The organism is Pseudomonas sp. LBUM1644 (genome assembly GCF_059716195.1).
Map to the genome: position 1 here is coordinate 446172 of NZ_CP166812.1, position 12854 is coordinate 459025.

Below are 12854 nucleotides of genomic sequence, written 5' to 3' on the forward strand. Positions count from 1 at the left end.
GCAGTACTCCAGAAAGCTAAAGGCGGGCACAAACTGACCATGCAGTCTGCGTGCCAGCGATTCTAACCTGTTGAAATGTGATGCTGTCAAAAAGCTTTTGCAGATCAAAAGATCGCAGCCTGCGGCGGCGCCCACAGGCGCGTAGGAGCTGCCGAAGGCTGCGATCTGTTGATTTTGCTGTTACAGGCTGAATCGTCCAACCATCGTGTTCAGGTCCACCGCCAAACGCGACAGCTCATTACTCGCCGCACTCGTCTGATTGGCCCCGGTTGCCGATTGCACCGACAAATCGCGAATGTTCACCAGGTTGCGATCCACTTCCCGCGCCACCTGCGCCTGCTCTTCTGCCGCGCTGGCGATTACCAGGTTGCGTTCGTTGATCTCGACGATAGCGCTGTTGATCGTGTCCAGCGACATGCCCGCGCCGCGAGCAATGTTCAGCGTCGATTCGGCGCGTTCGGTGCTGTTACGCATCGAATCCACCGCGTGCTCGGTGCCGCTCTGGATGCTGCCGATCATGCGCTCGATCTCGCTGGTCGATTGCTGGGTGCGATGCGCCAATGCGCGCACTTCATCCGCCACCACGGCGAAACCTCGACCAGCCTCACCGGCGCGTGCGGCTTCGATGGCTGCGTTCAGGGCCAGCAGATTGGTCTGGTCAGCCAGGCCACGAATCACGTCCAGCACCTTGCCGATGTCCCGGGATTCGTTGGCCAGGTCACCGATCAGGGTCGCGGTACTCTGCACATCGGCGCTCATGCGCTCGATGGCGGTGACGGTTTCCTGTACCAGATCACGGCCATCACCCGCCGAAGTGGTGGCGTTCTTCGACGCTTCAGAGGTGCTGACCGCATTGCGCGCGACTTCTTCCACGGCACTGGTCATTTCGTTGACCGCGGTGGCGGCCTGTTCGATTTCGTTGTTCTGCTGAGTCAGGCCGCGGGCGCTTTCATCGGTGACGCTGTTGAGTTCTTCCGCCGCCGACGCCAGTTGCGTCGCGGAACCGGAGATCCGTTGCAGCGTGTCGCGCAGCTTGTCCTGCATTTTCGACATCGCCAGCAGTAAGCGGCCGGCTTCGTCTTCGCCATCAACCGTAATCGGGCGCGTCAGGTTGCCTTCGGCGATGGCTTCGGCGGCGCTCAGGGCGTTGGCGATGGGCTTGGTGATGCTGTTGGTCAGCAACCAGGCGAACAGCATCGTCAGGCCGGTGGCCAACACCAGCAGCGCAATCACCAGGTTAAAGGCAGAAGCGTATTGATCCGCGGCTTGCTGGTTGGTGTCATGAGTCTGTTGGGTATTGATCTCAAGCAGTCGGCCGAGGGCGGTGTTCATCGCATCGGAATTGCTCAGCAACTCGGTATTGAGCAAGTTGCGCAGCTCATCGATCTGGTTATTGCGTGACAGGCTTTTCATCCGGTCTTCGATCTGACGGTATTGCGACAACAGTTGCACATACTGCTCGTAGGCCGAGCGCTCCTGTGGGCTGGCGATCAGTTTTTCGTAGGTGGCCTGGGCCGCGTGAATCTGCTGGTTGCGACTCTCAAGCAGATCCACGGTTTTTTGCTGGATATCTGGCTCGCGGTTCACCAACAAACGATAGGACAGCACCCGCAGGCGTAGCGTCAGTTGGGTGAATTCGTCCAGGGCCTTGATGCTCGGCACGCTGTTGGAGGTGATGTCCTCGGCGGCGCCGCGAATCTTGCTCATCTGATTCAAGGCAAACACCCCCAATACCAGCATCAAGCCGCCAATCAGCGCAAAACCGAGGAACGCCCGCGGTGCGATATTCATATTACGAAGGGACATGGTGTTTACCGAAAAGAGCGCACCTGTGCGGTGCAGAGACTGACGTATGGGGGATTTATCGGTCATGCGACTAAAGTCTTGAGCCCGCGTGCGGTTTTGTCGCAGACAGGCCCCTCACCTGTAGGAGCTGCCGCAGGCTGCGATCTTTTGATCTTGTTTTTAAGATCAAGATCAAAAGATCGCAGCCTGCGGCAGCTCCTACAGAAACAATGGCGACGAAGTGCAGGAACCAGATCCGTCAATCACAGTCTTTAAAGTTCGCGAGGGAGGTCACCTGTCAGGAAAATCAAGGCCTTGCGCCCGTATAACCCTGGCATCCACGGTGACTTTTCTTTATCGTACGCGCCCTTTGAAAATGCCTGGAATATCAAAATGTTGGAAGCATCCCTAAGCCAATTGGAACAGCTGGTCAGCGACCTGGTGCAACAGAACCAGACCCTGCTCGGCACTAACCAAACCCTGAGCACAGAACTGGCCCAGGCCAAGGATGAAAACGAAAGCCTGCAACTGAGCCTGATGGAACAGGAAGAGAAACAAGGTGCCACCGCCGCACGCATCCAGGCCCTGGTTGAGCGCGTCAGCGCCGGCCCGGTCAGCGCATGAATCACGGCGCCGCAGGGGTAAAAGTCGTCTCGATCCTGGGGGAGGACTATTCGATCAAGGCGCCGGTCGGGGAAGAGCAAACCCTGCTGGACGCCGCATTAATGTTGAAGGCCGCTCTGGCTGACACCAAAAGGAAGTACCCGACACTGATCGGTGACCGCTTGCTGGTACTGGCCGCGATGAATCTGTGCTCCCAGCAGATCGAAATGCAGAAGCAACACAAGCTCGAACTCGACCGTTACCAAGAGCAAGTCAGCGCCACGGTTGAAGTGATCTCCAAGACGATCAATCAGGCCTGATCGGCTTTGCGCACAACCAAAGAATAAATTGTCGATAAGCGTTGTATACAATCGGCACGGCTGTTGCAGTGTTTCAGCCTCTTATTCTTTGGGGGTGCTCCATGCAGTTCTGGCGACGCAGTATTCAATGGCAGCTGATCCTCAGTATGGGAACCGCCCTGCTGGTCAGTATTCTGATCGTGGTTGGCATCTATACCCTCGTGGTCAACCGCCTCGCCCAGCGCTATCTGGTCGAACAAGCACTGCCGTCGAGCATCGAAGCGATGCGCAACGACATCGAGCGAATCCTCGTTCAGCCCCTCACCGCCGCCAAGGACATCGCCAGCAATAGCATGGTGCGCGACTGGTTGGCCGGGGGTGAAGACAGTGCCCGGACCGACACTTTCGTGACCTACCTGGAAGGCATTCGCGCTGAGCACAAGGCTTTCACCGCGTTGATCGTCGGCACGGCTTCCAATCACTATTTCACTGAAAAAGGCCTGGACCGGACCCTCAGCCGTTCCAACCCGAAAGACGCCTGGTTCTACGCGTTTCTGGACAGTAATCAGCCGCGCACCCTCAATATCGACAATGACACCGCGACCGGAGAATTGGCGCTGTTCATTGACCTCAAGGTCGAGCAGGACGGCAAAGTCGTGGGCGTTGCCGGGCTGGGGCTGAGCATGAAAGAGCTGTCGGAACTGATCCACAACTTCAACTTCGGTGAGCGCGGGAAGGTCTATCTCGTGCGTTCCGACGGTTTGATCCAGGTTCACCCCGAGGCGCAATTCAGCGGCAAGCGTACGTTGGCCGAACAGATTGGCGCTTCGGCGGCGCAAGCGGTGATGGGTCAAAAAACTGCCACCAGCAGCGGCTTCCAGCGCGACGGCGAGGACTTTCTCGCGCTGAGCCTGCCCTTGCGCGATCTCGGCTGGACCCTGGTGGCCGAAGTGCCGCAGTCGCAGATCTACGCCGAAGCGCGTCGCGCCATGTGGATGAGCAGTGGCATCGGTCTGGCCGTGGCGCTGGTGTGCCTGTTGCTGGTGGTGTTGCTGGCGCGTGGGCTGGTGCGTCCGATCCGTCAGGTAACAGCGGCGCTGGTAGCCATCGGTAGCGGCGGTGGAGATTTGACCCACCGGTTAGATTCCAGCCGCGCCGATGAACTGGGTGACCTGGCCCGTGGTTTCAATCGGTTCCTCGACAGCCAGCGCGACATGATCGGCGAAGTGCTGACCACCAGTGAGCGCTTGCGCACGGCAGTCGGCCAAGTGGCGCGGGTGGTGGACAACACCGCCGAACGCTCCGGCCGGCAGCAGGAAATGACCGACATGGTCGCCACCGCGGTCCACGAAATGGGCCTGACCGTGCAGGAAATCGCCCAGAACGCCGGCAACGCGGCGGTCGCTTCGCAAAATGCCCGGGATGAAGCGATGCAGGCGCGTGAAGTGGTCGGTGGCTCAATCCGGCATATAGAAAGCATGTCCGATGAAATTGGCTTGGCCGCCGAGGCGGTGGGCGAGTTGGCCAATCAGGTGGCGTCGATCGATCAGGTGTTGGCAGTGATTCGCGGGATTTCCGAGCAGACCAACTTGCTGGCGCTCAATGCCGCCATCGAAGCGGCGCGGGCCGGGGACATGGGGCGCGGGTTTGCGGTGGTGGCGGACGAAGTGCGGACGTTGGCGCGGCGGACCCAGTCGTCCACCGATGAGATTCAGCAGATGATCGGCAGCCTCAAGCAAGGCGCGGAGAACGCGGTTTCATCGATGCATTCCGGGCAGGCGGCGACTGGCACCGGGGTTGAATCGAGCCAGCGCACCGGGGCGTCGTTGACGGCGATTACCGGGCAGGTCGAACGCATCAGCGACATGAACCATCAGGTCGCGACGGCGACGGAAGAACAGTCGGCGGTGACGGAAGAGATCAATCGGAACGTGCAGGGGATTTCTGATTTGGCTCGGGCTACCGCCGGGGAGGTCAGGGCTTGTCGGGAAGACTGTCAGACGTTGCAGCGCTTGGCGGATGATCTGGCGCGGCAGATGGGTGGGTTTCGGTTGAGCTAAAAGATCAAAAGATCAAAAGATCGCAGCCTTCGGCAGCTCCTACAGGGAAACTCATCCCATGTAGGAGCTGCCGCAGGCTGCGATCTTTTTTGTGGCCATTACACCGATCTATGTCCGATCAAAACCAATCATCCTGCATCCCAAGGCACACATCATCCCGCGCCTCAAGAATTGCCAGCTCATGGTGGCAACCCGGCACTTCCCACGTCAGGAAATACCGCGCCGCCTGGAGTTTGCCTTTATAGAAGCTCACATCCGCCGCATTACCCTTCGCCAACCCTTCCTCGGCCCGAATCGCCTGCTCCAGCCAGCGCCAGCCAATCACCGTGTGGCCGAACACTTTCAGGTACAGCGCCGAGTTCGCCAGGCTGCTGTTGACCTTGCCCTGGCCGAGATCGGTCAGCAGGCCGATGGTCACGGTTTGCAGGCGCGCTACCAGTTTTTCCAGCGGTTCCCGCAGTGCGGTCAACGATTCATAAGCATGGGCACGTTCGGCGGTGTCGGCGATGAGGCGAATTAATTGCTTGAGCCCCGCACCACCGTTCTGTGCCAGTTTGCGCCCCAACAGATCCAGCGACTGAATGCCGTGCGTGCCTTCGTGGATCGGGTTCAAACGGTTGTCGCGGTAATACTGCTCCACCGGATACTCACGGGTGTAACCGTGGCCGCCGAGGATCTGGATCGCCAGTTCGTTGGCCTTCAGGCAAAACTCCGACGGCCAGGATTTGACGATTGGCGTCAGCAAATCCAGCAGTTCATGGGCCTGTTTGCGTTCGGCTTCGGTCGCAAGCGTCGTGGTGTCGTCGAACAGCCGCGCGGCGTACAGCCCGAGGTCGAATGAGCCTTCGACGTAGGCTTTCTGCGTCAGCAGCATGCGTTTGACATCGGCGTGCTGAATGATCGCCACCGGCGCGGTGTTCGGGTCCTTGCTGTCTGGTACGCGACCCTGCGGACGCTCGCGGGCGTACTCCAGGGAATACAGGTAACCGGCGTAACCGAGCATTACCGCGCCCATGCCAACGCCGATCCGCGCCTCGTTCATCATCTGGAACATGTAGCTCAAACCGTGGTGCGGCTTGCCCACCAGATAGCCGACACACTCGCCGTTATCGCCGAAGTTCAACGCGGTGGAAGTGGTGCCGCGCCAGCCCATCTTGTGGAACAACCCGGCCAGCAGCACGTCGTTGCGCTGACCGAGGCTACCGTCATCGTTGACCAGAAACTTGGGCACGATGAACAGCGAAATGCCTTTCACCCCGGCGGGCGCATCCGGCAGCTTGGCCAGGACCATGTGCACGATGTTTTCCGACAACGGGTGATCGCCGCCGGAGATGAAGATCTTGTTGCCCTTGAGTCGATAGGTGCCGTCAGACGCAGGCTCGGCGCGGGTACGAATATCCGACAGCGACGAGCCGGCATGCGGTTCGGTCAAGGCCATGGTGCCGAAGAAGCGGCCGTCGATCATCGGTTGCAGGAAGCGTTGCTTCTGCTCCTCGGTACCGAAGCTTTCGATCAGGTTCGCCGCGCCCATGGTCAGGAACGGATAGGAGGTGGATGCGGCGTTGGCCGACTGGAAGTGTGCGAAACAGGCTTGGGACAACAGCGTAGGAAGTTGCATGCCGCCGGCGTCGAAACTGCGCGCGGCGTTGAGGAAACCGGCTTCGAGAAAGGCATCCACCGCTGGTTTCACTTCCGGAATCAGAATTGCCTGACCGTCCTCATAGCGCGGTTCGTTCTCGTCGCCCTTGCGGTTGTGCGGGGCGAAGAACTTCTCGGCGATGCTGCGGGCGGTGCCGATAGCCGCGTCGAACGTTTCGCGATTGTGCTCGGCAAAACGCTCACGCTGGGTCAGGCCCTCGGCATCGAGGACTTCATACAGCTCGAAAGCCAGATTGCGGGAACTGAGCAACGTCTCGGACATGGCGGCCTACCTTTTTTTGGAGTGGACCGAGTCTAGGCGTGCAGAGGGAGGGCTGAAAGGATGATTGATGAGCGTGATGGTGGAGCAGAGGAGCGGCTTAGAGGGCACCACAAAACAAATGTGGGAGCGGGCTTGCTCGCGAAGGCGGTGTAACAGTCGATGTTGATGTCGACTGACACTCCGCCTTCGCGAGCAAGCCCGCTCCCACAAGGGTTTTGCATTCCAGGCGTCCATGGCGGGCGCCTGGCTTTATTGCGGTTTAACCAATGGTCATCAAGCTCGCATTACCACCTGCCGCTGCGGTGTTGACGCTCAACGCCCGCTCAATCACCAAGCGCTCCAACGCAATGTTGGTTTCACCCTGCGACAACCCATGAACCCCAACGATCGCCCCGGCACGCTTGGCCACTTGCTGGCACACCGCACGCAGCTGATCCGAATGGCCATGGTGCAGAACCGCATCAAAGACCACTTCGTCCTTGCTCCAGTCAGAAACCAGCTTGATCTTCGCCTGAATTTCCTTCGGCAAACGTGCGAACAATGCCTTGCTCAGGTCAGCTTCCGGCCACACCGCCGAACCACCCACGGCCAAAACTGCCGCCAGTTGCGTCAGCAGATCGCCTTCAACGTCCGCCAGGCACAGCACATGTTCACGCGGCAGGATCGCGTAGCTATTGCGCTCACCCGTCGGGCCAGCGAGTACACGGGTGATCCCGCTTTGCGATTGCGCCGCGAACTGCACGCACAGGGCGCTCAGGTCGCTGAACTTGTTGCTGTCGGCCCAGGCTTTCAGGGCAGTCAGCGGTTTGCTCATGGCATCACGCAGACGAACATCCGGTGCCGCGAGCGCATCACTGCGAGCGAAGGATTGTTCAATCGCATCGGTAGGACGCGTCGACAGCAAGCGGTAGAGGTACAACGGACCACCCGCTTTCGGACCCGTACCCGACAAACCTTCGCCGCCGAACGGCTGCACGCCAACCACGGCACCGACGATGTTGCGGTTCACGTAGACGTTACCGGCGTTGACGTTGTCGATCACCTTGGCGATGGTTTCGTCGATGCGGGTATGCACGCCCAGCGTCAGGCCGTAGCCGGAGGCGTTGATCTGTCCGATCAGTTGATCGATGTCTTTACGCTTGTAGCGAACCACGTGCAGCACCGGGCCGAAAATCTCACGTTGCAGTTCGTCGAAGCTTTCCAGTTCGATCAGGGTCGGCATCACGAAGGTGCCGCGTTTGACCTCTTCGGTATTGGCAATCGCTACCTGGTACACGCTGCGACCTTTGTCGCGCATGGCCTGGATGTGCTTCTCGATGCCGGCCTTGGCTTCGGCGTCGATCACCGGGCCGATGTCCACGGACAGACGCTCAGGATTGCCGAGACGGCATTCAGCCATGGCGCCCTTGAGCATTTCGATGACACGGTCAGCGGAATCTTCCTGCAAGCACAGCACGCGCAGTGCCGAGCAACGTTGGCCGGCGCTGTCGAAGGCCGACGACACCACATCGATCACCACCTGTTCGGTCAGCGCAGAAGAGTCGACGATCATCGCGTTCTGGCCGCCGGTTTCGGCGATCAGCGGAATCGGACGGCCTTGTGCATCCAGGCGACCGGCGACGTTGCGTTGCAGCAGACGAGCGACTTCGGTGGAGCCGGTAAACATCACGCCTTTGACCCGATCGTCACCGACCAGGCGGGCGCCGACAGTTTCGCCACGGCCCGGCAGAAGTTGCAGCACGCCTTCCGGAATCCCGGCTTCGAGCAGCAAACGCACGGCTTGAGCAGCCACCAGCGGCGTTTGTTCCGCCGGCTTGGCCAGTACCGGGTTACCGGCGGCCAGTGCGGCAGCCACCTGGCCACTGAAAATGGCCAGCGGGAAGTTCCACGGGCTGATGCACACCACCGGGCCCAGTGGGCGGTGGGCGTCGTTGGTGAAATCGTTGCGCGCCTGCACCGCGTAGTAACGCAGGAAGTCCACGGCTTCACGCACTTCGGCGATGGCGTTGGCGAACGTCTTGCCGGCTTCACGAGCCAGCAGGCCCATCAGTGGCTGGATTTCGCCTTCCATCAAGTCGGCGGCACGTTCCAGGATCGCGGCGCGTTCGGCCGGCGGGGTGGCCTGCCAGATCGGTGCAGCGTTCAGGGCGCACTGGATCGCGTTGTCGACGTCTTCGACCGTTGCTTCCTGTACATGGCCAACCACGTCACGCAGATCGGACGGGTTCAGTACCGGTGCAGGGGTTTCTGTGCTGGAGGCGCAACCGAGCATCGGCGCGGCTTTCCAGTGGTTGTGAGCGGTAGCCAGCAGGGCGCAGGACAGGGAGGCCAGACGATGTTCGTTGGCCATGTCGATGCCGCTGGAGTTGGCGCGCTCGGCGCCATAAAGATCACGCGGCAGCGGGATACGCGGGTGCGGCAGGCCGAAGCCGCCTTCCAGCGTTGCCATCTGCTCGATGCTGGCCACTGGATCGGCCACCAGCTCCTGAATCGAAATGGACTGGTCGGCGATGCGGTTGACGAACGACGTGTTTGCGCCGTTTTCCAGCAGACGACGCACCAGGTACGCCAGCAGTGTTTCGTGAGTCCCGACCGGTGCGTACACGCGGCACGGACGGTTCAGCTTGCCCTCGGAAACTTTGCCTACAACCTGCTCGTACAGCGGTTCGCCCATGCCGTGCAGGCATTGGAACTCGTACTGGCCGGGGTAATAGTTCTGACCGGCAATGTGATAAATGGCCGACAAGGTGTGGGCGTTGTGCGTGGCGAACTGCGGGTAAATGACTTCCGGCACCGACAGCAGCTTGCGGGCGCAGGCGATGTAGGAAACGTCGGTGTACACCTTGCGGGTGTAGACCGGATAGCCTTCCAGGCCTTCGACCTGGGCGCGTTTGATTTCGCTGTCCCAGTACGCGCCTTTTACCAAACGAATCATCAAGCGATGACGGCTGCGGCGAGCCAGGTCGATCACGTAGTCGATCACGTAGGGGCAACGTTTCTGGTACGCCTGGATCACGAAACCGATGCCGTTCCAGCCGGTCAGTTGTGGCTCGAAGCACAGGCGCTCGAGCAGATCCAGCGACAGCTCGAGGCGGTCGGCTTCTTCGGCGTCGATGTTCAGGCCGATGTCGTATTGCTTGGCCAGCAACGTCAACGACAGCAGGCGCGGGTACAACTCGTCCATCACACGCTCGTACTGCGCGCGGCTGTAACGCGGGTGCAGTGCCGACAGCTTGATCGAAATGCCCGGGCCTTCATAAATCCCACGGCCGTGGGACGCTTTGCCGATCGAGTGAATGGCTTGTTCGTACGAGGCCAGGTACTTCTGGGCGTCGTGCTCGGTCAGCGCCGCTTCACCCAGCATGTCGTAGGAATAGCGGAAACCCTTGGCTTCGAACTTGCTCGCATTGGCCAGGGCTTCGGCGATGGTTTCGCCGGTCACGAACTGTTCGCCCATCAGGCGCATGGCCATGTCGACGCCCTTGCGGATCATCGGCTCGCCGCTCTTGCCAATGATGCGGCTCAGCGACGAAGTCAGGCCGGCTTCGTTGTGGGTGGCGACCAGTTTGCCGGTCAGCAACAAGCCCCATGTGGCAGCGTTGACGAACAGCGATGGGCTGTTGCCCAAGTGCGGATGCCAATTGCCGGTGCTGATCTTGTCGCGGATCAGTGCATCGCGGGTGCCTTTGTCCGGTATCCGCAGCAGCGCTTCGGCCAGGCACATCAGCGCCACGCCTTCCTGGGACGACAGGGAAAATTCCTGCAACAGGCCCTGAACAATTCCGGCGCGGCCGCCGGCGCTTTTCTGATTGCGCAGTTTTTCGGCAATCGAAGAAGCGAGCTTGTTGGTCGCTTCAGCCATCGCTGCTGGCAGGCGAGCCTGTTCGATCAGCATCGGCACCACTTCAGGTTCCGGGCGGCGGTAAGCGGCGGTGATGGAGGCGCGCAGCACCGATTGCGGCAGGATGCTTTCGGCGAACTCCAGGAAGCACTGGTGCGCATGGTCAGCATGGACTTCGCCGGCGTCGTCAGCGTCTTTGCTGATCAAACCGCTCAGCTCGGTCAGGGTTGCACCACCCTCGAGTTTTTCCAGGTAATTGAAAATTGCCTGCTTGATCAGCCAGTGCGGTGTGCGATCAATCGAGGTCGCGGCGGCTTTGAGGCGCTCGCGGGTCGGGTCGTCAAGTTTGACCCCAAGGGTGGTGGTAGCCATTTTTTTATCCTCATGTTTGCCACGACCGCGTGGCATCAGCTGGCGGCAAGATTAGCTGTGCAATCCTTGAGGTGCAACCGGGTGCAACCCTTTTTTTGTCGGAATAATAAGCAGCTCGTCAGGAAATAAATTCCGGCACGACGTACCGCTCGTGCTTGGTGCTTTTACTTCTAGTTACACCTTTTTACTGCGCTAAAAGGGAGCAAAAACTGGCCTTGTTTGGGAAAAGCTGCTAGGTGCAACTTATTCTCAAGAAATGGGTTGCACCTTATTTGTATTGTTGAATAGGATTCGCGCCCCAAGGTGCAACCCGACAATCGACGGTGCACCGGCTGATGGCTTTCCTGGGAAAACATCAGTCATAAATGCGCGGGCCCAATCGCCTGTCGCTACATAAAAACAAAGCCAGGGCATCACTTAATGAGCGTAAGCAATCCAACCCTGATCACGTTCGTGATCTACATCGCAGCAATGGTGCTGATCGGCTTCATGGCCTATCGCTCCACCAACAACCTTTCGGATTACATTCTGGGCGGCCGTAGCCTGGGCAGCGTCGTCACCGCACTATCTGCCGGTGCTTCCGACATGAGCGGCTGGTTGTTGATGGGCTTGCCGGGCGCTATCTACATGTCCGGACTGTCCGAAAGTTGGATCGCCATTGGCCTGATCGTTGGTGCGTACCTGAACTGGCTGTTCGTCGCCGGCCGTCTGCGCGTTCAGACCGAGCACAACGGTGATGCCCTGACTCTGCCGGACTATTTCTCCAGCCGTTTCGAAGATAAAAGCGGCTTGCTGCGGATCATCTCCGCGATCGTGATCCTGGTGTTCTTCACCATCTACTGCGCCTCCGGCATCGTCGCCGGCGCCCGTCTATTCGAAAGCACGTTTGGCATGTCTTACGAGACGGCGCTGTGGGCCGGCGCTGCGGCGACGATTGCCTACACCTTCGTGGGCGGTTTCCTGGCAGTCAGCTGGACTGACACCGTACAAGCCACACTGATGATCTTCGCCCTGCTGCTGACGCCGATCATCGTGCTGCTGGCCACCGGCGGTATCGACACCACGTTCCTGGCCATCGAAGCACAAGACCCAAGCAACTTCGACATGCTGAAAAACACCACCTTCATCGGCATCATCTCGCTGATGGGCTGGGGCCTGGGCTATTTCGGCCAGCCGCACATCCTCGCGCGCTTCATGGCAGCAGATTCGGTCAAGTCAATCGCCAACGCCCGTCGCATCTCCATGACCTGGATGATCCTGTGCCTGGGTGGCACCGTCGCTGTAGGCTTTTTCGGTATTGCGTACTTTTCGGCCAACCCCGCCGTGGCGATGCCGGTCAGTGAAAACCACGAACGTGTATTCATTGAACTGGCGAAAATCCTGTTCAATCCATGGATTGCCGGTGTACTGCTGTCGGCCATTCTGGCGGCAGTCATGAGCACCCTGAGTTGCCAGTTGCTGGTGTGCTCGAGTGCCCTGACCGAAGACTTCTACAAAACCTTCCTGCGTAAAAGCGCTTCCCAGGTTGAACTGGTCTGGGTCGGCCGCGCCATGGTGCTGCTGGTTGCGCTGATCGCTATCGCGTTGGCGGCTAACCCGGAAAACCGCGTGCTGGGTCTGGTCAGCTACGCCTGGGCAGGTTTTGGCGCCGCGTTCGGTCCGGTCGTCCTGATCTCCGTGATCTGGAAAGACATGACCCGCAACGGCGCACTGGCCGGCATCCTGGTCGGCGCGATCACCGTGATCGTGTGGAAGCACTTCGAACTGCTGGGCCTGTACGAAATCATCCCGGGCTTCATCTTCGCCAGCCTGGCCATCTACATCGTCAGCAAACTGGGTGCGCCGACTCACGGCATGCTTCAGCGTTTTGCTGCGGCCGAGGCTGATTTCCACCTGAACAAGTGAAGGGAATGGGCTGAGGCTCTGACCTTTTGCCGAACGTGAAAACGGCCCGCTTCCTTTGGAGGCGGGCC

7 protein-coding genes and 2 pseudogenes are annotated in these 12854 nt (G+C 59.7%); 5 read left to right on the forward strand and 4 right to left on the reverse strand.

Features of this window, described 5'->3' with window-relative positions:
* Window positions 1-180 precede the first annotated feature (180 nt).
* Window positions 181-1053, reverse strand: a complete 873-nt coding sequence (locus ACA052_RS02085; protein ID WP_497650257.1) for a methyl-accepting chemotaxis protein — start codon at window positions 1051-1053, stop codon at window positions 181-183.
* A pseudogene (locus ACA052_RS02090) lies at window positions 1036-1872 on the reverse strand (MCP four helix bundle domain-containing protein); the annotation flags it as partial. The pseudogene ACA052_RS02090 and the gene ACA052_RS02085, both read right to left, overlap by 18 nt.
* Before the next feature lie 306 nt (window positions 1873-2178).
* Here ACA052_RS02090 and ACA052_RS02095 point away from each other — a divergent pair.
* From ACA052_RS02095 to ACA052_RS02110, 4 genes and pseudogenes are all read left to right on the forward strand, one after another.
* On the forward strand, window positions 2179-2409 hold the full coding sequence (locus tag ACA052_RS02095; protein ID WP_497648181.1) for a hypothetical protein: 231 nt from the start codon (window positions 2179-2181) through the stop codon (window positions 2407-2409).
* Complete coding sequence (locus ACA052_RS02100; protein ID WP_497648182.1) at window positions 2406-2708, forward strand: cell division protein ZapA; 303 nt, start codon at window positions 2406-2408, stop codon at window positions 2706-2708. Before ACA052_RS02095 ends, ACA052_RS02100 begins: the two co-directional genes overlap by 4 nt.
* Window positions 2709-2854: 146 nt before the next feature.
* Window positions 2855-3883, forward strand: a pseudogene (locus ACA052_RS02105) (HAMP domain-containing protein); the annotation flags it as partial.
* Window positions 3884-4015: 132 nt separating this feature from the next.
* A complete protein-coding gene (locus ACA052_RS02110; protein ID WP_497650258.1) occupies window positions 4016-4747 on the forward strand; it encodes a methyl-accepting chemotaxis protein in 732 nt (243 codons plus the stop codon).
* Window positions 4748-4865: 118 nt separating this feature from the next.
* Here ACA052_RS02110 and ACA052_RS02115 read toward each other — a convergent pair whose 3' ends face one another.
* Window positions 4866-6668, reverse strand: a complete 1803-nt coding sequence (locus ACA052_RS02115) for an acyl-CoA dehydrogenase (RefSeq protein WP_497648183.1) — start codon at window positions 6666-6668, stop codon at window positions 4866-4868.
* 259 nt (window positions 6669-6927) lie between these two features.
* A complete protein-coding gene (gene putA / locus ACA052_RS02120) occupies window positions 6928-10881 on the reverse strand; it encodes a trifunctional transcriptional regulator/proline dehydrogenase/L-glutamate gamma-semialdehyde dehydrogenase (RefSeq protein ID WP_497648184.1) in 3954 nt (1317 codons plus the stop codon).
* Window positions 10882-11301: 420 nt separating this feature from the next.
* Between putA and putP the strand changes: the two genes are divergently transcribed.
* A complete protein-coding gene (gene putP, locus ACA052_RS02125; protein ID WP_497648185.1) occupies window positions 11302-12786 on the forward strand; it encodes a sodium/proline symporter PutP in 1485 nt (494 codons plus the stop codon).
* Window positions 12787-12854: the final 68 nt, after the last annotated feature.